Annotated in this window: 18 protein-coding genes and 1 tRNA gene; 17 read left to right on the top strand and 2 right to left on the bottom strand. The window is 36.1% G+C overall.

The window, feature by feature from the left end:
• Window positions 1-270: 270 nt before the first annotated feature.
• Complete coding sequence (locus AAA926_RS03900; RefSeq protein WP_338211913.1) at window positions 271-1,011, bottom strand: CPBP family intramembrane glutamic endopeptidase; 741 nt, start codon at window positions 1,009-1,011, stop codon at window positions 271-273.
• A 288-nt stretch (window positions 1,012-1,299) separates the two neighbouring features.
• Here AAA926_RS03900 and AAA926_RS03895 point away from each other — a divergent pair, with 288 nt between their 5' ends.
• Both AAA926_RS03895 and AAA926_RS03890 read left to right on the top strand, forming a co-directional pair.
• Complete coding sequence (locus AAA926_RS03895) at window positions 1,300-2,148, top strand: aldo/keto reductase (RefSeq protein WP_338211912.1); 849 nt, start codon at window positions 1,300-1,302, stop codon at window positions 2,146-2,148.
• A 206-nt stretch (window positions 2,149-2,354) separates the two neighbouring features.
• Window positions 2,355-2,522 carry a hypothetical protein gene (locus tag AAA926_RS03890; protein ID WP_338211911.1) on the top strand — a complete coding sequence of 56 codons (168 nt, stop codon included), beginning with the start codon at window positions 2,355-2,357 and terminating at the stop codon, window positions 2,520-2,522.
• A gap of 102 nt (window positions 2,523-2,624) precedes the next feature.
• Here AAA926_RS03890 and AAA926_RS03885 read toward each other — a convergent pair whose 3' ends face one another.
• The gene (locus AAA926_RS03885) at window positions 2,625-3,539 is read right to left on the bottom strand and encodes a LysR family transcriptional regulator (protein ID WP_338211910.1); all 915 of its coding nucleotides are present in this window, start codon (window positions 3,537-3,539) and stop codon (window positions 2,625-2,627) included.
• Window positions 3,540-3,715: 176 nt separating this feature from the next.
• Here AAA926_RS03885 and AAA926_RS03880 point away from each other — a divergent pair, with 176 nt between their 5' ends.
• The 15 genes from AAA926_RS03880 to gatA all read left to right on the top strand — a co-directional run bounded on the left by AAA926_RS03880 (window position 3,716) and on the right by gatA (window position 21,598).
• Window positions 3,716-4,996 (top strand): SLC13 family permease, encoded by a 1,281-nt coding sequence (locus AAA926_RS03880; RefSeq protein WP_338211909.1) that lies wholly within the window; start codon window positions 3,716-3,718, stop codon window positions 4,994-4,996.
• Between the two features lie 10 nt (window positions 4,997-5,006).
• On the top strand, window positions 5,007-6,488 hold the full coding sequence (locus tag AAA926_RS03875) for an FAD-dependent oxidoreductase (RefSeq protein WP_338211908.1): 1,482 nt from the start codon (window positions 5,007-5,009) through the stop codon (window positions 6,486-6,488).
• Between the two features lie 476 nt (window positions 6,489-6,964).
• Complete coding sequence (locus AAA926_RS03870) at window positions 6,965-8,113, top strand: CDP-glycerol glycerophosphotransferase family protein (RefSeq protein ID WP_338211907.1); 1,149 nt, start codon at window positions 6,965-6,967, stop codon at window positions 8,111-8,113.
• Entirely contained in the window at window positions 8,110-9,540 is a 1,431-nt protein-coding gene (locus AAA926_RS03865) for an oligosaccharide flippase family protein (protein WP_338211906.1), read from the top strand. The genes AAA926_RS03870 and AAA926_RS03865 overlap by 4 nt, the downstream gene beginning before the upstream one ends.
• A gap of 3 nt (window positions 9,541-9,543) precedes the next feature.
• Window positions 9,544-10,242: a glycosyltransferase family 32 protein gene (locus AAA926_RS03860; protein WP_338211905.1), complete on the top strand. Its 699-nt coding sequence runs from the start codon at window positions 9,544-9,546 to the stop codon at window positions 10,240-10,242.
• 1 nt (window position 10,243) lies between these two features.
• Window positions 10,244-10,708 carry a SprT family protein gene (locus AAA926_RS03855; RefSeq protein WP_338211930.1) on the top strand — a complete coding sequence of 155 codons (465 nt, stop codon included), beginning with the start codon at window positions 10,244-10,246 and terminating at the stop codon, window positions 10,706-10,708.
• Between the two features lie 107 nt (window positions 10,709-10,815).
• Complete coding sequence (locus tag AAA926_RS03850) at window positions 10,816-11,496, top strand: MarR family winged helix-turn-helix transcriptional regulator (protein WP_338211904.1); 681 nt, start codon at window positions 10,816-10,818, stop codon at window positions 11,494-11,496.
• Between the two features lie 79 nt (window positions 11,497-11,575).
• Window positions 11,576-13,327 carry an ABC transporter ATP-binding protein gene (locus AAA926_RS03845; RefSeq protein WP_338211903.1) on the top strand — a complete coding sequence of 584 codons (1,752 nt, stop codon included), beginning with the start codon at window positions 11,576-11,578 and terminating at the stop codon, window positions 13,325-13,327.
• A 72-nt stretch (window positions 13,328-13,399) separates the two neighbouring features.
• A tRNA-Leu gene (locus tag AAA926_RS03840) sits at window positions 13,400-13,485 on the top strand.
• A gap of 164 nt (window positions 13,486-13,649) precedes the next feature.
• Window positions 13,650-14,297, top strand: coding sequence for a glycoside hydrolase family 73 protein (locus tag AAA926_RS03835; RefSeq protein WP_338211902.1), 648 nt, complete (start codon window positions 13,650-13,652; stop codon window positions 14,295-14,297).
• Between the two features lie 80 nt (window positions 14,298-14,377).
• Window positions 14,378-16,630, top strand: a complete 2,253-nt coding sequence (gene pcrA, locus AAA926_RS03830) for a DNA helicase PcrA (protein ID WP_338211901.1) — start codon at window positions 14,378-14,380, stop codon at window positions 16,628-16,630.
• A 46-nt stretch (window positions 16,631-16,676) separates the two neighbouring features.
• A complete protein-coding gene (gene ligA / locus AAA926_RS03825; protein WP_338211900.1) occupies window positions 16,677-18,689 on the top strand; it encodes an NAD-dependent DNA ligase LigA in 2,013 nt (670 codons plus the stop codon).
• A 13-nt stretch (window positions 18,690-18,702) separates the two neighbouring features.
• A complete protein-coding gene (locus tag AAA926_RS03820) occupies window positions 18,703-19,842 on the top strand; it encodes a CamS family sex pheromone protein (protein ID WP_338211929.1) in 1,140 nt (379 codons plus the stop codon).
• Window positions 19,843-19,856: 14 nt separating this feature from the next.
• Window positions 19,857-20,159, top strand: coding sequence for an Asp-tRNA(Asn)/Glu-tRNA(Gln) amidotransferase subunit GatC (gatC, locus tag AAA926_RS03815; RefSeq protein WP_198180909.1), 303 nt, complete (start codon window positions 19,857-19,859; stop codon window positions 20,157-20,159).
• Window positions 20,159-21,598, top strand: coding sequence for an Asp-tRNA(Asn)/Glu-tRNA(Gln) amidotransferase subunit GatA (gene gatA, locus AAA926_RS03810; protein WP_338211899.1), 1,440 nt, complete (start codon window positions 20,159-20,161; stop codon window positions 21,596-21,598). The genes gatC and gatA overlap by 1 nt, the downstream gene beginning before the upstream one ends.
• Window position 21,599 lies beyond the last annotated feature (1 nt).

Raw genomic sequence — 21,599 nt, 5'->3', positions numbered from 1 at the left:
TGTAACAATTATCACATTAACTAACAAGGCGCCAAATATAAAACACATAATCACATTTGTTATTGTGTTAAAAATCCACTACTATAAATTAAAACTATTTTTTATTCTATAGTAGACTTGTAAGCAATATTGAGTTGCCGTAAAGTAGGCATCTAAGCCTCTAACTGAGTATCATTTCTTTTTCCTAAGAAGATCTAATTTAGCGCGAAAATAAAAATCATAACCTAAAAAATTTCAGTTATGATTTTAAATTTATTCAAAAATACTTTTCTACTTTGTCGCTAACAATAAAATTAGGAAAGCTAATGTATCAAATAAGAAGTGGACTAAAAAGCTGACCCAAATATTATGGGTTTTGATGAAAGCCCAATTTAAAACTAGACGTGTAAATGCCAATCCTAATATGACATAACCAAAATTGTAGTCATAAGTTGACAAGTGCAGTAGGGCAAATATTAAAGCCGAAACAATATTACCCCATAATAAAGGGTGAGGCATATGGTAAGAATTAGCTAACTGGGTTACAGCTAATAAAGGCATAATCGCTAAGAATTCTTCACCCAGTATTTGGATAGCGCTGCTAAAGCGTTGATAAAGGAAAATTAACCAAACATGAGGCGTCTTCATAGTCAATCCTGCAGCTGCATTACCCGAAACAGAGCCAAATAATTTTTGAGAAATAGTTCCCGATAAAACGGATACGATATAGGCAAAGATAAAAAAGATAAGAATCCAAAGCCATTCTTTAGCATGTGGTACATGAAATAATTGGTGCCATCTTTTGTCAGTAGCAATTTGTACACCGATTATTTGAATTACTAAAAAAATGGTTACAATTAACAATTGAAAACAAGCAGCTGCTAAAGAGGGATGATTTTCATCAAAGACCAAGTAGTCTGGCACTTGTATACCAGGCATGATTAAACAACAGTAGGCAATTATATTCGCTAATAATATTAGTAACCATTTTTTACCAGATAAGTGAAATGAATTTGTTAAATTATTTTTCATTGAAATTCACCTTTTTATTTTTGATTCTATATTGCCACTCTAAAAAATACAATCGCAAAGCTTGTGAAAAATAATACAATATGATTTTACCTAAGTTTTTGCTAATGTTTTGATATTTCAACTTAAAGGTGGATTTGCACAAATAGAGACTAGTGGAACAAGTGTTACAATTAATTATATTAGGTTTGAAAATTTATAGTGTAGGTTATATAAAATTGAGTTTTACGCTAAAATTTAAATAATCATATATGCACAATAGTTTAAGATGGAAACATAAGGAGGCAACTTATGAAAAAAGTTACTATCAATAATCAGGTCTTGCCAGCTTTAGGTATTGGAACTTGGGAAGTGGGGGACAATCCCAAAGTTAGAAAAGAGGAAATCAAAGCTATTCGAGCAGGACTTAATGTAGGTTTAAAGGTGATTGATACAGCCGAAATGTATGGTAACGGTCGTTCGGAAGAATTAGTAGCTGAGGCGCTAAAGCCCTATCAAAGATCACAAATATTCCTAATTTCCAAGGTTTTGCCGCAAAATGCTTCTAGCCATAAAATGCGACAAAGCTTAGAAGCCAGTCTAAAAAGATTGCAAACTGATTATTTGGATCTGTACCTTTATCATTGGCGCGGTATGGTACCTCTGGCAGAGACTGTTTCAGAACTGCAGTCACTGCAGGATGAAGGACTAATTCGGTCTTGGGGCGTATCAAACTTCGACATCGATGATATGGAAGAATTATGGCAACTGCCGGAAGGCCAAAATTGTGTAGTTAATGAGGACTTATATAATTTAGAAACCAGGGGAATTGAATATAGTCTTTTACCTTGGCAAAGAGAGCATCACGTTCCACTAATTGCTTATAGTCCTTTAGGACGTGGACCAAAAATGGGCAGCACAATGATGAAAAACGAGGCTGTTTTACAAGTTGCTGAGAAACACGAGGCAAGTCCTTATCAAATTTTGCTTGCTTGGGTAATGCAACAACCAGATGTTATGGCGATACCAAAAAGTAGTAGTTCAAAGCACTTATTATCTAATCTGAAAGCGTTAGATATTGAGTTAACTCCGGAAGACTTACAAGTTTTGGAACAAGCTTATCCGAAGCCCGATCATAAAGAGCCCCTAGCAATATATTAAAAAATAGTGCAAGGTGATGTGAACCCCAAAATTAGGACACCTTTTTAGCTGCAAGCTGTCTTACTCTTAAATCTCCAATGACTGTTTTTAAAAATAGGTCTTAATTATATTAAGTTGAATCAATCTTTAGATACTTTTTTCGATGGTAAACTGCAACGTCCCAAATTAGTCAAATTTTTATAAAATAAACAAGTAAAATTTTAATTTTGGATAAGCTCACAAGTGGTTTACAAGAATATAATATTCAAAATTTAATTGATTTTTTGCAAAACACAATTGCAGAAGGCGATTTAACTATAATCATCGTCGAACATAATTTATGTTTAATTGGTCAAGCTGATTTGGTTATTGATATTGAATCGTATGCTGGATAAGAGAGTGGAAAAATTTTGTTTGCAAGTAAACCGAGACAATTAGTAAAATAAAAAAACAACTTTGATGGTTGTGACAATTAAGAAATACTATCAGACTTAAGTTTAATTATTCCATTTCTCTTTGATCAAATTTATTGCCTTGCGCATATTAATTATCACGTCCTTAAAATAAGGCGCGCTTTCTTTCTCTTTGACATATCCCAGACCATATTTAGTTGTATAATCCCAATCAAGATAGCGATAAAACACATCTTGATTATTGTAATCATAGGCAAAACTGGGGACAATGGCGATGCCATCTTTTGCTTGAACCAGCATTGTAGCTAGCGAAACTTTATGAATAATTTGAATTTCAAGAGCATTATCAGAAATTTTTTCTTTTAATGCTCTTTTTAATTTTGCTACAGAAGATAAGGGAGTCTTACCATCCCAGAGAAAAATTTTTTTGTTTAATGCAGAAATTGGCACTTGAGCGTATTTTTTCAGCGGACTATCTCTACGGATGATCACCGAAAAACCTGCTTCGATCATCGGTGAGTATGGCAGACTATTTTGTGCGAAAAAGTCTGACTGATAAATCATAAAATCAATTTCATGTTTTGCTATTTTATCTAAAATTCCAGGCTGACTTAGACTGATTTCTTTAAGTTCAATATTCCATTTGCTTCTCTGTTGCATGAGTTGAATAAAAATAGGCAAGAATTGTTTTTCAAAAGGCAATCCCGAATAACCAATTGAAATGGTATGAAGAGTAGTTATTTTGCTATCTTGCATTTTTTTGATTGCATTTTCCATTTCAGTTGTCAACTTTAACAGTATTTGATAAAAGTATTGTCCTTCTTTTGTAAGTTGAATTTGCCTATGATTATGCCATATCAAGGTAACTCCAATTTCTTTTTCTAAATTGTGAATATTTTTAGATACTGTAGGTTGCGCGAGATATAATTCCTGAGCTGTTTGAGTAAAATTTAAGGTTTTTCCTAGGGATAGGAAGCATTTAATTTGTGTGGAGTTCATTTTATTTATTCTAATTTGCTATACATCTATTCTCTTTCATATTAATCATACAATTTTCTCGATGATAAACTCAATTCTGTAAGCGAAAACAATCTTAATAAAACGAAGGCAGTGATTGAGATGTAGTAAAAATAAAAAATTTTCAGTTCAATTACATAGAAGATAAGGAGAATATCATGAATCCAATGACTATAACATTACTCATAATGTTAGCCGTTATTATAGCATTCATTTCTGGGAAAATTGCAATTTCATTAATTGGCGTCATAGTTATGTTTGCTTTAGCAATTTTTCAAGTATTACCACCTCAAAGAGCGTTTGGAAATATTACTAATACATCCGTAATTTTGTTTGCTGCAATGTTTGTAATAGGAAAGGGAATACAGAAAACCACGCTTATTACAACAGCCGCGAAATTTGTCGAAAAATTTAAAGATAATCCAAGATTGTTAACCTTTTTTACTTGTATAATTGCAGCGCTTTTAGCCATAGTATCAAACGGTACAATTGCCTTAGTTATTATGCTGCCGATACTTTGTGGCATTTGCGACGATATTGGTCTATCGAGAAGTAAAATTTTATATCCCTTTGAAGTCACTGCGGTTTCTGCCGCTGGCTCTTGGTTTTTAGGCGTAGGTGCCTTAAATATGTCTTGGTCAAGTGTCATGATGAAGTTAGGAGCTAAAGCTCCCGTTAATATCAACGATTTCTTGATTGCCAGAATACCTTTTTTGGTAGCCGTTATTCTTTATATGACTTTTATTGGCCCAAAATTGCTGCCGAATAAGAGCAATGATGATCTTAAAAAATCTTCCCCCGAGTATTCAAAAAATAAAAAGGAGAAAGTCTTACCAAAAAGTAAGAATATTTTAGGAATTTCAATTAGTGCTGTTACCATAATTTTAATGATCTTTTCATCATACATCCATGTTGATTCATATATTATAGCCTTAGCAGGTGCATTACTGATGGTATTAACTGGTGTTTTAAGTAATAAAGAAGCTCTAAATGCTTTAAACTTGAATATTATTTTATTAATTGCTGGAATGCTGGGATTAGCTGATGCTTTACAAGCTACTGGTGCCGGCAAAATGGTAGGCAATGCTATGGCAAACGTTGCTAAGAGCATCAGTAATCCATTTTTAATGATGGGTCTGTTTTTCTTAGTGGCAATCATTATAGCAAATTTGATTGGTGGTTTAGCTGCTGTTTCAATCTTGGTACCTTTGTGGACACTGACTTGTTTAAGAATGGGACTTGATCCCAGAGGGGCAGTTCTGGCTGCTGCTACCGCAAGTTCTTTTAGTTTCTTAACACCAATTGGTGGGCATAGTTTGCCACTAATAATGGATGCAGGTGGTTATAAATTAAATGATTTTTTAAAGTGTGGATTACCTCTAGCCGTCATACTTTGTATTTTAGGCTGCGTAGTAACACAATTAATGTACCCGTTATAAGGAGATAAAAATGAAAAATAAATTTGATATTATTGTAGTAGGTGGCTCTAATTCAGGTAGTTTTGCTGCAACGGCAGCAGCTGAAGCAGGAACAAAAGTTTTAGTAATTGATAAAAGCAGTACGGTCGAGCACCTATTTCGTCACTGGCTTGGAGGAGTAAATTCTAAAGCTCAAAATCAGGCGGGGGTTCATATTGACAAAGAAGACTTAGTACAATTTTTAACTGCTTTTACCCAAGATAATGTTGACCAATCCTTAATACGCACATGGGTAGAAAATTCTGGTAAAACCATGGATTGGCTGGAAGAAAAAGTTCTAAAACCAAATGGGGCACATTTGTACAGTGAAAAAGATGCGCATTATGAAACCTTGATCAATAAGGCTTTTCCAACTGAACATCATGTAACTAAAGATGATCACTCCGATGATAAGGATTATGGCAATTACCTCATTGATTACGCACGTAAATTAGGTGTTGAATATAGATTTAATACTAAACTTGAACATTTACTAACTGCAAGTGATGGAAAAATCGTTGGTGTTCAGGTAAAAGATACTAAGACAAATGAAGTTTATGAAATAAGTGCAACAAAGGGCGTTATTTTATGTACCGGAGGTTATGGGGCCAATAAAGCACTATTGCAAAAATGGAATCCTACAATTTTGAAGAAATGTTGCTTTACCCAAAGTCCTCGTGATGATGGTTCTGGTATTATTGCGGCTCTAGAGGTAGGAGCTGTTAAGGATGATGAGGCAGCATCAATTATTTTTGATCGAGGTGCCGTTCCCGTAGGTACAAACACCAAGGACACGTATCACATTGACTGGAGAAATAATCAATACAATATTGGGTCCTTCCCCTTTTTAAAGGTCAACTTAAATGGTCAAAGATTTTTCAATGAGAGTGCGCCTTATCAGTTTGACATGAATGCTTTAATGCATCAGCCGGGTAATATTGAAGTTTTAATCTGGAATGAAGAAACTATGAATCGTTTAAAAGAGTTTCATACTTTAGGCTGTTCCCGTGTTGGCTGGCCGGGGAATAAAGAGATAGCTGGTCGCAAAAAACAAAATGAAGAAAAGATTCAAGAAGGTCTGGTGCAAAAAGCAGATACAATCTCTGAACTGGCTACAAAGCTGCAATTGCCTCAAGATCAATTAGAAAAGACTGTCGCTCGATATAATGAACTGGCTCATAAAGGTGTAGATGAGGATTTCGGCAAGGAAAAATCACGTTTGCTGCCGATCGAAGGTGCACCATATTATGGTGCGTGGTTTAGCGGTATTTTACTAGCAACTTTAGATGGATTGCATATCAATAAGTACATGCAAGTGCTTAATAGTACTAATCAACCAATTCCAGGCTTGTATGCTGCCGGTAATTGTTCAGGAGGATTTTTCTGGGGTTCGTACGAAGACAGAGTCCCTGGTTTAACATGCAGTCATGCTCAAACCTTTGGGAGATTAGCAGGTCAGTATGCTGCTAAATAGTAATTTTATTTCTTAGTTTTATGCAATAAAAAACTTAATTTTGTAACAAAAAGGGCCTGTCAAAGTAATTATCTGACAGGCTTCTTGTTTTTCTAAATTTTAAGAGTTTCGCAAGAGTAAAAATAACATTTGTAAAATATTTTGAAATATAGAACAAGTCCTACTATAATATCAAACTTTTCTTTAAAAACTATAATAGATAAAAATTAGCCATACATTGGACTTATTAATTGTTGGTCCAGTGGCAACATTTGCTGATAACGAGCCAAATAATTTTTCAGAAACCGTTCCTGATAAATCAGAAACTATGAGATTGATACTAAATTGGCAAAATGGTTTTTATTACAAGTATAAGCATTTCGAGAGTTCTATATAGTTAGAATCATTAAAAAACTAAAAAATAAAGCAAAAAAGCTTGAGTTCTCTCAGGCTTTTTCTGTACCCTTATACTAGGTAAAAAATTGGGAAGTTGAATAATGAAAAATTTTTTGTTTCGTTTATATTTAGCGGCAATGAAGTTAATTGCTCGTTTTACACCAGTGCAAAATAATAAAGTGGTGATTCTTAATGGCGCAGGTAGGTCAGGGTCAAATGGTTATTTGTTTGGTAAATATTTGCAAAAGAATCATCCCGAATACGAGGTTACCCTTGTAGAGCCCTGGCCGTCTTCACATTTATCTTTAAAAACTTGGCGCCAAATTGGTGCAGCAAAGTTTGTGTTAACGACACACCAACCATTTAAAGTTCATGCTAGTCAAATCAATATTCAATTCTGGCATGGTATTCCACTCAAGCGCATGGGATTTATGGCTAATAATACTAGTCTCAAAACTGATCAGCGTAATGCTAATTTATGGCAAAAAAATGCGGATATCGTGTGCTCGAGCAGCGATTTATATGAAAGTTTAATGAGTGCTTGTTGCGCGATTGAAGCTAAGAAATATCAAAAAACTGGTTTTCCTCGTCTAGACGCTTTGAAAAATCCTGCTATTAGTAAAAAGAAATTATTAGCTGACTTATTTAAAGCTGAAGATGAAGGCGCTCAAATTGGAATTTACATGCCCACTTTTCGCTACGAAATGGATGATCGACAAATTATGACGCAGATTAAGCAGGGCAATTTCTTAACAATATCTGATTTTGATGCTGTGAAGCTGAATAATTCTTTAAAAAAGAACCATCAGTATTTAATAGTAAAGTTGCATCCTTATGAAATGAACCTTTTTAAACACTTGCAAAGTGACTTTTCAAATATTGCCTTTCTCAATAACGACTACTTGTATCAACTTGATATTGATTTGTATGAACTTTTAGGTAATACAGACTTTTTAATTACTGATTATTCTTCGATTTATTTTGATTATTTAAATATTGACAAACCAATCATATTTATTACCAATTATTTGCGGCAATACGAAAAAAAACGGGGACTTTTAATGGGACCTTATGAAGAAATTGTGCCTGGAGTGTGCGTGAAAACACAGCAGGAACTTATTAAGGCACTTATAATGCCAGATCAATTCAGTCAGAAGCGGCACTACTGGCTAAATCTAACTAATGAAGTGCAGACCGATTCAAACTGTGAAAATGTATTTAAATTGTTAAAAATAGAGGGTAAGTTGTGAAAAGAACATTTTTAAACATTCTATATAATGCGGTTTACCAAATTTTTTTGGTATTAGTACCACTAATAACCGTGCCTTACCTTTCCCGAATTTTGGGCCCTAAAACATATGGTATTTATAGTAATGTGAATAATATTGTTCAGTTCTTAATGATATTCTGTACCCTGTCTGTGTCATATATTGGTATGAGGACCATTTCGCAGATTAGAGCTTTTGGCAGTGGTCAAGATTTAACCAAAGCGTTTTGGGGATTGTGGTACTTTCAGGCCATAGCTGGATTCGTCACAATAGTGATAGTGATTGCTGTTACCAGTTTTTTCCATATTAAGTACGGTCAATATTTGTTATTAATGGTGCCATATCTTATTTCAGCTCAAGTGGATATTTCCTGGTTCTTTCAGGGACTGGCCGATTTTGGCCGGGTGGTTTTAAAAAATACTGCCGTTAAGCTAGTATCTGTTATATTGATTTTATTATGGGTTAAAAATCCGGGTGATCTTTGGAAGTATATGTTGATTATGTCGGTTTCAACTATGTTAGGGTCATTTGTTTTTTGGTTTGACATTCACCGCTATGTTGGTGGGCCGGTCAAACATTTTTACCAATATCGCGCGACTGTTAAAGCAATTATTACCCTTTTGATTCCGCAAATTGCAACCCAAATTTATACTTCTCTCGATAAACCTATCTTGGGCCTCTTTCAAAATTCGACGCAGGTTGCCTTTTATGACAATTCCCAAAGAATTTCTAACATGGTTTTGGGAATTGTAACCAGTATTTCCTTAGTGATTATGCCTAAAATGGCGGGTGAAGGTAAAAAAGAACAACGGATAGTTTTAAAAAAATCCCTGGAAGCGACAGTGATGCTGGGAACTTTGTTTGCAGTTATTATTATGGCGAATACTAAAGAATTTGTGCCTTTCTTTTTTGGACATAAATTTATCCCGATGACGCCGTTAATGTTTTTCTTCACTTTGACTATCATAATGATTCCAACTGGTGGGGTTTTTGCCAATCAATTTGCTCTTGCCAATCATCGAGACCGAGATTATGCCATTCCTGTCATAGTTGGTGCTTTCTTGGAAGTAATATTAAGCTATTTTCTGGATCAACTGTACGGTGCAACAGGAGCAATGATTGCAATTTTAATAACAGAATTTATAGTTTTGCTTTTGCGTTTATGGATTGTTCGTGATGGCTATGATTTTAAATATTCTTTTCGTGAAATTCCTAAATATTTCCTAATTGCGATTATTGTTTTGGCAGCAGGGATGCTTCTGCCACAACTATTTTCATCAGCATTTCTGAACATGCTAGTCAAATCTATCATTATGTTTGTTTTATATATCACGTTAATGTTTTTGTTAAAACTTGATTTTAATCAAGACATAATTTTGTTATTGAAAAAATTTTTTACCAGAGGTTAATAAATGATTCCCAAAATAATTCATTATGTGTGGGTAGGGGGTAACCCTAAGCCACAAAATATTCAGCGTTGCATGAAGACCTGGTCAAAGCACTTGCAGGATTATCAAATTATTGAATGGAACGAACACAACTTTGATATTCACGAAAATAAATATGTAGAACAAGCATATCAAGCTAAAAAATGGGCCTTTGTTTCAGATTACATTCGAGCTAAAGCAGTCTATGAAATGGGCGGTATCTATATGGATACGGATGTTTTAGTCTTGGATAATTTACACGATTTGTTAAATAATAAAGCTTTTGTCGGCTTTGAAAATAAGGATAATCCTTTTACAGCAGTATTTGGCGCTGAAAAAGGTCATCCACTGATTAAAGACATGCTTTCTTATTATGATGACCGAGATTTTACATTTGATAAGCAGGACCAATTGGCGGGAGTCAATACTGTATCGGTGTCTGACATTTTAAAAAATAAATATGGTGCTCAGCCTAATAACAAGGAGCAGCAATTGCAGACCGGTATACACGTTTATCCGGATGGCGTACTTTGTAATCCTTCTGCGCAGTCAAAGACCATCCATGTTTTTACCGGAACATGGATGGAAGGAGCTAAGCCACTGAAAAGAAAAATAGTGACGGCTTTAAAAGTCAGGATCAAAACGAAAAAAGAGGCAGCACTATATGCCAAAGTTTTCAGATAATCTGACTGAAGAAGAATTACAGAACCTGGTGGCAGAAGTTTCTCTTAAGTATTTTGGCAGACAGTTTAAGCACCAAGTAAAAATTAATAAGCGCATGACAACAACTGGTGGTCGGTATCATTTAGATGATCGCCACATTGAAATTAATGCGCATTTTTTAGTGCCGCAATATTATCAAGAATTGATTGGCATTATTAAGCATGAATTAACACATTATCATTTGCACTTAACTCATAAAGGATATTGCCACAAAGATCAAGATTTCAAGATTTTGCTTGATAAAGTAGGTGGTTCGCGATATGCCCCAGACATAGGTCTCAAACGCAAAAGAAAAGCAAAATATTTGTATGTTTGCACTATATGCGGACAACAGTTTGTGCGGGTTCGGCGCATTAATTTACGTCGCTATGGCTGTGGTAGATGCGGCGGTAGGTTAAAATTAGTCAGTTATAAAGAAGTTAAATAAAAGCTAATTAACATATTTTGTTTGACAAATTGTTAGGTACCAAACTATAATTTAATTGTAAATTATATTAGGTACCTAACTTTTTATTACATAAAAGGAGTATAATTATGAGTCAAACAAGTGATCAATTAATGAAACAACTTCATTTTATTTTGCGGGCTAGTCGTTACTATATGTTTCAAAACAAAGAACCGATATCGGGACAAAAACGGGTATTGGCTGTTTTAAAACTTGAAGACGGTTTAACCCAAAACTATTTAGCTGAAATTTTGGCTTTAAAACCAGGGTCTTTAGCTGAATTATTGAAAAAAATGGAACTAAAAGGTGATATCTCACGTGAAGTTGATGAGCAGGACAAACGAGTTAAACGTGTTTATCTAACAGCAACTGGGAAAGAAAAGGCTGCCAAGCTGGCTGAATTAAAAGACAAGCAAGATACCGAGCCTTTCTTTGCCGGTTTGACTGCGGAAGAGCAGGAGCAATTTGGTCAATATCTGCAAAAAATTGCTGCTGGCTGGGATGAAGATTTTAAGGAAAAAGCCACTGATTTTGTTGATCCTGCTTACCGCATGGAAAGGATTAAAAAATGGCGTAAATATGCTGAAGACCATGACTTCTCCAAGTCTGATATGCGAGACATGTGTCGCCACATGTATAGGAAGCATCACTGCCGTCATGACTTTGAATCACGTGACTTTACCAAAAATTGTTACAATTATGATAAAATGCACAAATATGATCGGGACTTTTGGGGTAAATTCTGGCATAATGAAAATGAAGAATTATAATTAGCAAGATAAGATAAAGAGTTTTTCAATTATTGAAAAACTTTTTTATTTAGTCTAACTAAGGAAAGCCGGTATTTTTATGGCATTCAAGTCACTTAAAGATAAAACACAAAGTGTTAAATTCAGTGATTTTTTAAACTTGTTAAAAAGTTTGAATGTTAAAAAATCGTTATTTGCAATTGGGCTGTTTCTCAGTCTGATCACAAGTGTAGCAAATTTAGTATTACCACTATTAACAAGAGAATTAGTGGATACGAGCAAGTGGGATAACTTTAATTATTCGAGCTTAATTATTATTATCATTGTTTTTGTCCTACAATTAATTTTAGGAACACTTGGAGGATTTGTTCTGCGCTATTTTGGTGAAAGCGTAGTTAAGAGCCTTCGGGAACGCTTATGGGGACATCTTTTAAAGTTACCTGTTACGTATTTTGATGTTACCAAAGTAGGTGAAAGCAGTTCTCGCTTGGTTAATGATACGGGAATTATTAAAGATTTGCTGGCTTCTCAATTTCCTAACTTTATTACTGGCGCAATACAACTCTTTTTCTCATTAATCATTTTATTTGTGATGGATTGGCAAATGGCTACCTTAATGTTTACTGTAATTCCTATTGTGGTAGTAATTTTATTGCCAATTGGTCGCATTATGGTGAGACTTGGTCGTAAATTGCAGTCAGAAACAGCTAAATTTAACGGTGATGTCAGTGAAAAATTGTCTGAAGTACGTTTAATTAAATCCAGTAATGGCGAAAAGTATGAACAAGAATCGGGAAACCACAGGATCAAGAAGATTTTTACTATTGGCGTACTAGATGCTCGTGTTGAAGCTATTTTGCAGCCGATTATCATGACTTTAATGATGGCGGCTTTTGCAGGCATTCTGGCATTTGGCATTATTCGCGTAGGTCAGGGTTCTTTGACCAGTGGTTCTCTTGTAGCATTCTTGCTATATCTGTTTAACGTGATTGCACCAGTTGCTAATTTTGCAACTTTCTTTTCACAGATACAAAAAGCCTTGGGTTCAACTGAACGCATACAAGCAATTTTACAAATTGAACCTGAAAAGAATTTAAGTCATCATACTTTTGATTTGAGTAATAAAACGTTGACGGCACAAAACGTTAGTTTTAGTTATGTTAAAAACGAACCCGTTTTACAATCTATTTCATTTGTTTCAAAACCCAACTCTGTAATTGCCTTTGTGGGACCTAGTGGTGGTGGCAAATCTACCATTTTTGCCTTATTAGAACGCTTTTATCAGCCTGAAAGTGGCAAATTCACTATTGGGGATGAAAATATTCAGGATATTGACCTGGCAAATTGGCGCTCCCAAATAGGCTATGTTTCTCAGAACAGTGCTATTTTTTCCGGAACGATCCGGCAAAATTTGGTTTACGGTTTGACCAGAGATATGACTGACGATGATCTTTGGCATGGGCTTGCATTGGCATACGCCGATCAATTTGTGCGTGAATTTCCTGATCAAATGGAAACTGAAATTGGTGAACGTGGAATTAAACTATCTGGTGGTCAGAAACAACGTTTAGCTATTGCCAGAGCCTTTTTGCGTAATCCTAAAATCTTAATGTTGGATGAAGCAACGGCAAGTCTGGACTCAGAATCTGAGGGGAAGGTGCAACAAGCTCTTGATAAACTAATGGTCAATAGAACCACATTGGTTATCGCACACCGCCTGGCTACGATAGTTAATGCTGATCAAATTTATTTTGTAGAGAACGGTAAAATTACAGGTCATGGTACTCACCACGAATTAATGCAAAATCACAGTTTGTATGCCAAGTATGTAAATGAGCAAATGGTCGATTAAACCTTTTTAGACAAAATGAGTAAGAAAAGTCTTGTGTTAAATTTAATTTTGGGTTATAGTATTGAATGTGTTGCGGGCATGGCGGAATGGCAGACGCGCAAGACTAAGGATCTTGTGATCGCTTTTAGATCGTGGAAGTTCGAGTCTTCTTGCCCGCATTTTTTAATGGAGCTTTGGCTCCATTTTTTTGTATACTTAATTATAAATGAGCAAAATTGTTATGTTAGCTTACTACTTTTATTTTAAAAATTAATTACATTGCATAATTTATACTCAAGAGAGGTTATACTTAAGAAGAGATTTTTAAAGCAAGGGAAAACAAATGGCGAGAAAACGAAAAAGCAAAAAATTATCTAATACAGCGATCATCATTCGAACATTTATAATTCTATTTTTATTGATTATTGCTTTTGCAACTTTTCGTTATTATCGCAGACAGGCAATTCAATCAGAGCAGATTAGACAGGAGCAGCTTGCTCGAGAACAGGCAAGGCAGAAGATCATCAGGCAACATAAAGCTTTTATCAGAGAAATAGGTCCGATAGCTAAAGAAGTAGATAAATCCTTCGATCTCTTGCCAAGCATCACGATTGCTCAGGCCTGCCTTGAAAGTGATTATGGCAAAAGCGACCTTTCACAAAAATACAATAACCTATTTGGCGTCAAAGGAAATAATCCTAATACTTCGGCAGTACTAAAAACCAAAGAGTTTGAAAAAGATAAATGGGTAGTTGTTAAAGCTCGTTTTCAAATTTATGATTCCTATGAAGCTTCTATAAGGGCTCATGCCAGGCTATTTCAGAAGGGGACAACTTGGGATGCAAATCAATATCGTCACGTTCTGGCTGCTAAGAACTATCAAACGCAGGCTCATGCTTTAGTTAAAGACGGTTACGCAACAGACCCCAATTATGCCGACAAATTAATTAAGTTAATCGAAGAATACAATCTTGCACGTTTTGATAAATAGAATGCAATCAACTCAAAATATGGTCATGATTTTTGGTACAATAGAATAGTTAAAAAATTTTTGGGGTGAAAGAATTCAAAATGAGCGCAGAATCAATTTTAGCGGGTTTAAATCCACAGCAAAAAAAGGCAGTGCAGATTACTGAAGGACCATTATTAGTTGTTGCAGGAGCAGGTTCAGGGAAAACTTCCGTTTTAACCAGAAGAATTGCTTACCTTGTTGCTGAAAAAGGAATTGCGCCGTGGAATATTTTGGCTATCACTTTTACCAATAAGGCTGCCACTGAAATGAGAGAGCGTGAGCATAAATTATTGGGACAACAGGCTGACAGTATCTGGATGTCTACCTTTCACGCTCTTTGTGTGCGAATATTAAGGCGAGATGCAGAAAAAATTGGTTATACCAGTAATTTTTCTATTGCTGATTCGGCGGAACAGCTTACTTTAATTAAGCATATTCAAAAAGAACAAAATATTAATCCTAAAATGTACGAACCACGCAGGATTTTATCTGCTATTTCTAATGGCAAAAACGATTTACTTACTCCAGATGCATATTCTGCCAGCGCTTCTTCACCTTTTGAAAAAGTAACTGCCCAAGTTTATCAGGAATATCAAAAACGCTTAAAGAATGATCAAATTATGGATTTTGATGATTTGATCATGCAGACCTTAGTTCTGTTTAAAACTGATCCTACTGTTTTGCATTATTATCAAAATAAGTTTCGCTATTTGCTAGTTGATGAATACCAGGATACCAACCAGGCACAATATGAATTGTGTCATGCATTAGCTGCACAATATAAAAATATTTGCGTTGTGGGAGACGCGGATCAGTCTATCTATGGCTGGCGCGGTGCTAATATGGAAAATATCATGAATTTTGAAAAAGATTATCATGATGCAGGTGTTCAAACCGTTAAACTGGAGCAAAATTACCGTTCAACTGGCCATATTTTGTCTGCCGCTAACGCAGTCATTAAGAATAATAGCAACCGTAAGGCTAAAAAATTATGGACAGACCAAGGTGAAGGAGCAAAAGTAACTTACTACCGTGCTCAAAGTGGCGACGATGAAGCGCACTTTATTATTGCTAAAATTCAAGAAGAGGTAGAAGAGAAAAAACGTTCTTACCATGATTTTGCGGTATTATATCGTACTAATGCCCAGTCTCGAACGGTCGAAGAGTCATTCGTAAAGTCAAACGTGCCTTACCAAATAGTCGGTGGTCATAAGTTCTATGACAGAAAAGAAATCATGGATGTTATGGCTTATCTGAAATTGGTTGCTAATCCGAGCGATTCAATGAGTTTTAACCGCATTATTAATACCCCTAAACGTGGTATTGGACCAGTTAGTGTCAGACGTTTTCTAGATTTTGCCCGTGAAAATAATTTGTCGATTCTAGGAGCTTTTGATCACCTTAATATGTCGGGCGTTACTGCTCGGGCAGCGGCCAAACTGAGTGATTTTGGCGCTAAACTACGCGATGCGATTAATTTTGCTAAAGATCATAGCGTTACCGGTCTAACAGAAAAAATACTGCAGGATTTTGGCTATACAGCTGCTCTTAAGGCAGAACACACAATTGAAGCTGAAACTAGACTAGAAAACTTGGATGAATTTTTGTCTGTTACGAAACGTTTTGATGATGAATATGAAGAAAATGATGACAGTGATGAGACCGAAAATGCTCTTAGTGACTTTTTAGCGGAAGTTTCTCTTTTAAGTGACCAAGATGATTTAGCTAATAATGATGATCAGGTGGCATTAATGACATTACACGCTGCCAAAGGACTGGAATTTCCTGTAGTCTTTTTAGTGGGGATGGAAGATGGACTTTTTCCTTTATCACGTTCATTAATGGAAGACGACCAGTTAGAAGAAGAACGTAGATTGGCATATGTTGGAATTACCAGAGCTAAGCGCGAACTATTCTTAACTAATGCATATTCGCGTATGATGTATGGTCGGATGCAGAATAATCCGCCATCCAGATTTTTGGAAGAAATTGATCAAGATGATCTGGATATTGAAAATTCAGTTCCAATTACTTTTTCAAATGACAATTACCAGACACAAACTGCTCCCTTTGCTAATAGCGATGAACGAGCCCGTGCACAGGTTTACACTCCTAAAATCAAACCCGCTGGTGCAGTTGGAGCTGAGAAAAAGGGATGGAATGTTGGTGATCAAGTAGAACATAAGTCTTGGGGAAGAGGCGTTGTAACTAAGGTTAATGGTAAAGGCGAAGACATGGAGCTAGATATTGCATTCAGTGGCAAAGGAATTAAGCGGCTTCTAGCAGCATTTGCACCAATTAAAAAGGTATAATTAAAGTAGAAGTAAAAAATACTATTTTTTAATCAGGAGGAAGAAAATGGCAGATTTAACTCTTGATGAGGCCAGAAAAGAAGTTTCTGCGCTAAGAGATAAGCTAGATGAATGGGCAAATGCATATTATACAAAAGACACACCTGAAGTTGAAGATAATGTGTATGATAAAAACTATAATCGTTTAGTTGAACTTGAACAGGAATTTCCGCAGCTGGTGTCGCAAGATTCAATTACCCAAAAGGTTGGGGGTCAGATTGACAATCAGTTTGCTAAGGTTAATCACGAAATTCCGATGTTATCAATGGGTGATGTCTTTTCAAAAGAAGAATTACAAGAATTTGATGACAGAGTACAAAAACAGATTGGTCATGAAGTTGCTTATAACGTCGAATTAAAAATTGACGGTTTATCAATTGCACTTGAATATACTAACGGTAAATTAACCAGAGCTTCCACTAGAGGTAACGGTCAAGTAGGTGAAGACGTTACACCTAATGCTCGCTATATTGCAGATATTCCCCAAACTTTACCTGAAAAATTGACAACGGAAGTACGGGGCGAATGTTATATGGGCAAAGAGCCTTTTGCTAAGCTTAATGCAGAACGTGATGAAAAGGGAGAAACAACTTTTGCCAATCCGCGTAACGCTGCAGCTGGGTCTTTGAGGCAACTGGATGCCAGTATTACCAAGCATCGTCATTTAAGTACGTTTATTTATACTTGGGTTAATCCACCAGCAGAAATTACCAGTCAACACCAGGCTATTGAAAAAATGACTCAGCTTGGTTTTCATACCAACCAAACTGGGCGCAGAATTGCTAAAATGTCTGACATTTTTGCTTTTATTGATGAATTTACTGCAAAAAGAAATTCACTTGATTATGGCATTGATGGTATCGTCTTAAAAGTTGACGATCTGGATTTACAACAAGAACTGGGAAACACGGTTAAAGTGCCTCGTTGGGAAATAGCTTATAAGTTCCCACCAGAAGAGCAAGAAACTGTGGTTCATGAAATCAAATGGACCGTTGGTCGTACTGGTGTCGTAACGCCGACTGCTATCATGGATCCTGTGCAACTTGCTGGTACCACAGTTTCTCATGCAGTTTTGCATAACGCCGATTTGTTGCAACAAAAAGATGTTCGTATTGGTGATACCGTTATGCTGCATAAAGCGGGTGACATTATTCCTGAAATTTCAGAAGTGGTGCTAGCTAAACGGCCTAAGGATGCCCAGCCGTATCCAATTCCGACAAAGTGCCCATCGTGTGGTGAAAAACTGATTCATCTAAAAGATGAAGTGGCTTTGCGTTGCGTTAATCCGTCTTGTCCCGCTCAAATTGAAGAAGGAATTACTCACTTTGCTTCAAGACCTGCAATGAATATTGATGGTTTAGGACCCAAAATTGTGCGACAGCTAATTAAGAACGATTTGGTACATAATGTGGCTGATTTATATCATTTAAATGCATCTGATTTAGCAAAACTAGATCATTTCAAAGATAAATCCATCAGCAATTTATTAAATGCAATAAATAATTCGAAAAGAAATTCAGTGGAATTATTGTTAACAGGGCTGGGTATTGATCATGTTGGTGCTAAAGCTGCACGTTTGATTGCACAAAAGTTTAAAAATATGGCAAAGATTATGGCAGCGGACGTGCAAGATGTGGCTGCAATAGATACAATAGGCATGACAATTGCAGAATCTTTAACAACTTATTTTGCTCAGGATGAAGTCGTAGAGTTAGTCAATGAACTTAAAAACAGCGGTCTTAATATGGATTATCTGGGTGCTGGTCCAGAAGAAACTGAGTCTATTCCAGATAATTACTTTAAAGATAAGACTGTTGTTTTAACAGGGACTTTGGCTCACTATACCAGAAGTGAATTTACTAAAAAATTACAATCTTTGGGTGCAAAAGTAACTAGTTCTGTTTCTGGTAAAACAGACTATGTCATTTATGGTCAGGATGCTGGTTCCAAATACGCAAAGGCTCAGAAACTGGGCGTACCATTATTGACTGAGGAAGAAGCAATTGCTCAAGTTAAATAAAGGACCATTTAAAGTGAAAAAATACTTGCATATATTAGCGCTTTTAGGAATATCATTAAGTTTAACAGCTTGTGGAAACTTGAAAAATTCTGACTTGGCGAATAATGCTAAAACATCTTCTAATTCCAATTCTAAAACTTATCAAACTACTGATACTGGTAATAATGGCTATACTGTTTTACTAAAAAACGGGCACTATGTAACTAGCCCAATATCTGGTTTAACGGCAACTAATAATGATAATTCTGTGGATACCAGAGAATTAGAACGAGGCTTGGTTCAGATTTCTAAGGGTGTTTATTCAACCAATTCTTACGTATTTCAAGAAGGTCAGTATATATCTGCCAATATGGTTAACGAATGGTTAGGACGCAAGTCAAAGTCAAATCCCAATGGTCTGAATCCTGCAGCTGGAACTAAGAAAAATTATCAGCCATATTATTTAGAGGAAATACTTGAACAAGATTTTTTGACAGGATCAGGTTCAAATTATCGTATTGGTGGTATTAGCGTTGGTCTTGCTCTTAATTCCATTGATTACTACCAAAAGAAAAAGGATGGTCCTGAATATCAAGCCCAAATATCACGTGCTAAACAAAAGCAATATGGTCAAAAAGCTGCTGAACAAGTAGTAGCTCGTTTGCGAAAAAAGAAGTCATTAAAGAAAATTCCAATTACAGTTGGACTTTTTGCTAAGGAAAGCAAAGACTCGTTAGTTGCCGGAACTTACTTTTTGAGCGGGACAGCGACTGCTAATAGTAGTAAAATAACTAAATGGAAAACTATTAATACTCAGTCTGAAGTTTTACCTACAGTTGGTGGAAAAAAAGCGATCAACAGCAGTGATGCTTCCAGTTTCAATAGTTTTAAAGAATCTATTCAAAATTATTTCCCTAATATCAGTGGTGTAACGGCAACTTTACGATATGAAGATGGCAAATTGGCTCAGGAAAATATTTCAATTACAACCCAGTTTTATGGGTATGAGCAAATCCAAAGTTTCACGAGACTGGTTCTGTCAACTGCAAAGAAGTATTTGGCTGGCAACGTGCCCATTGAAATTAAAATTGGCTCTGTTAATGACATCCAAGCTTTAGTTGCCAAGGAAACAGGGGATAGTAGTTATCAAGTCCATATTTATGGTGGCGAATAAGGAGGTATATTTGCGTGGAAATTACAGAAGATACAATTAAACACGTTGCGACTTTGTCGCGACTTGAAATCGATGAAAAAGATATCAGCAAAGTAACCGAACAAATGAGTTCGATTATTAATATGGCGGATCAATTGTCAGAAGTTAATACCGATGGCGTTAAGGAGACAGTGCAGGTTGTTGATCGCGATACTGTTTTTAGAGAAGATAAGCCTGAACACTGGCAAGACAGAGATGAATTAATGAAAAATGTTCCTGACCAAGCCAATGGCTTCATTAAGGTTCCAGTAATTATTAATAAGGATGAGGACGAGTAATGAATTATTTAAATGAAGATATTGACTCTTTAAATGAAAAGCTTGCCCAAGGAACTTTGTCTGCTGACAAATTAGCGCAAGATACAATTGATAATATTAAAAAAACAGATGACAAGTTGAATGCTTGGATTACTGTTCAAGAGGATGCAAAACCTGCAAGTGATCTTGATTTTGACCAAAACAAACTTGCTGGTATTCCCATTGCCATTAAGGACAACATTCTTACTAACGGTGTTAAAACAACGGCAGCTAGTCACATTCTGGATAATTATATTCCGATGTATGATGCGACGGTTATTGAAAGATTGAAAAAGGCGCAAGTGACTTTTGTAGGTAAAACCAACATGGATGAGTTTGCGATGGGTTCTTCTACGGAACACTCATACTTTGGCATCACCCATAATCCGTGGAATTTGGACAAAGTACCGGGTGGTTCATCGGGCGGTTCAGCTGTTGCTGTTGCTTCTGGACAAGTTGTAGCTGCTTTAGGTTCAGACACTGGTGGTTCAATCAGACAGCCTTCTGCATTTAACGGCATTTTTGGTATTAAGCCAACATATGGTCGAGTTTCTCGCTGGGGTTTAATTGCATTTGCTTCTTCACTAGATGAAATTGGTGTGATGAGTAAGCGAGCAAAAACTTCAGCTCAAGTTCTGAATGTTATTGCGGGTAGTGACGAGCACGACTCTACTCTTTCAACTAGAGCAGTGCCTGATTTTACCAAGTACATTGGTCAAGATGTTAAGGGTATGCATGTAGCAGTAGTTAAAGAATATATGGCTGCAGTAGATGGCGATATGCGCAAGGCAATTCAAGAACAAATTGATGCTTTGGAAAAAGCAGGTGCTATTATCACCGAGGTATCTTTACCTTTAACAAAATATGCAGTTCCCGACTACTACATCATTGCTTCAAGTGAAGCTTCGTCAAACTTGCAAAGATTTGATGGTATTCGCTACGGCTACCGTGCTCAAGATACTAAGAACCTATTAGATGTATACGTTAAGTCGCGCTCAGAAGGCTTTGGCGAAGAAGTTAAACGCCGGATTATGCTGGGTTCCTTTGCTCTTTCGGCTGGATCTTATGATCGTTTCTTTAGACAAGCATCTAAAGTAAGAACGTTAATTTGTGACGAATTTGATAAGATTTTCGCTGAAAATGATGTGATTGTGGGACCAACGACAACAACTCCTGCTTTCGGCATCGGTAGTGAAATTTCCGACCCAATTAAAATGTACAACAACGATATCTTGACAATTTCAGCCAACTTAGCTGGAATTCCTGCTGCCAGCGTTCCAGCTGGTTTAGTTGACGGGATGCCTGTAGGGTTGCAGATTATGGCCAAACGCTTTGATGAAGGCAGCATTTTCCAAGTTGCTGACTTTATCGAAAGAACTAATAAGTTTTATGAAAAAACACCAACTGGAATGGAGGATTAAC

This window comes from Lactobacillus juensis, assembly GCF_036246285.1.
Taxonomy (GTDB): domain Bacteria; phylum Bacillota; class Bacilli; order Lactobacillales; family Lactobacillaceae; genus Lactobacillus; species Lactobacillus juensis.
Note: the sequence above shows the minus strand (reverse complement) of the source record. Positions and strands in the feature narration are given on the sequence as shown.

Excerpts from the sequence above, each read along its gene's own strand:
- AAA926_RS03870 (WP_338211907.1), top strand. The coding sequence starts at position 6,965 with ATGAAAAATTTTTTGTTTCGTTTATATTTAGCGGCAATGAAGTTAATT.
- AAA926_RS03880 (WP_338211909.1), top strand. The coding sequence starts at position 3,716 with ATGAATCCAATGACTATAACATTACTCATAATGTTAGCCGTTATTATA.
- AAA926_RS03850 (WP_338211904.1), top strand. The coding sequence starts at position 10,816 with ATGAGTCAAACAAGTGATCAATTAATGAAACAACTTCATTTTATTTTG.
- AAA926_RS03835 (WP_338211902.1), top strand. The coding sequence starts at position 13,650 with ATGGCGAGAAAACGAAAAAGCAAAAAATTATCTAATACAGCGATCATC.
- pcrA (WP_338211901.1), top strand. The coding sequence starts at position 14,378 with ATGAGCGCAGAATCAATTTTAGCGGGTTTAAATCCACAGCAAAAAAAG.
- AAA926_RS03845 (WP_338211903.1), top strand. The coding sequence starts at position 11,576 with ATGGCATTCAAGTCACTTAAAGATAAAACACAAAGTGTTAAATTCAGT.
- ligA (WP_338211900.1), top strand. The coding sequence starts at position 16,677 with ATGGCAGATTTAACTCTTGATGAGGCCAGAAAAGAAGTTTCTGCGCTA.
- AAA926_RS03885 (WP_338211910.1), bottom strand. The coding sequence starts at position 3,539 with ATGAACTCCACACAAATTAAATGCTTCCTATCCCTAGGAAAAACCTTA.
- AAA926_RS03900 (WP_338211913.1), bottom strand. The coding sequence starts at position 1,011 with ATGAAAAATAATTTAACAAATTCATTTCACTTATCTGGTAAAAAATGG.
- AAA926_RS03895 (WP_338211912.1), top strand. The coding sequence starts at position 1,300 with ATGAAAAAAGTTACTATCAATAATCAGGTCTTGCCAGCTTTAGGTATT.
- AAA926_RS03875 (WP_338211908.1), top strand. The coding sequence starts at position 5,007 with ATGAAAAATAAATTTGATATTATTGTAGTAGGTGGCTCTAATTCAGGT.
- AAA926_RS03860 (WP_338211905.1), top strand. The coding sequence starts at position 9,544 with ATGATTCCCAAAATAATTCATTATGTGTGGGTAGGGGGTAACCCTAAG.
- gatA (WP_338211899.1), top strand. The coding sequence starts at position 20,159 with ATGAATTATTTAAATGAAGATATTGACTCTTTAAATGAAAAGCTTGCC.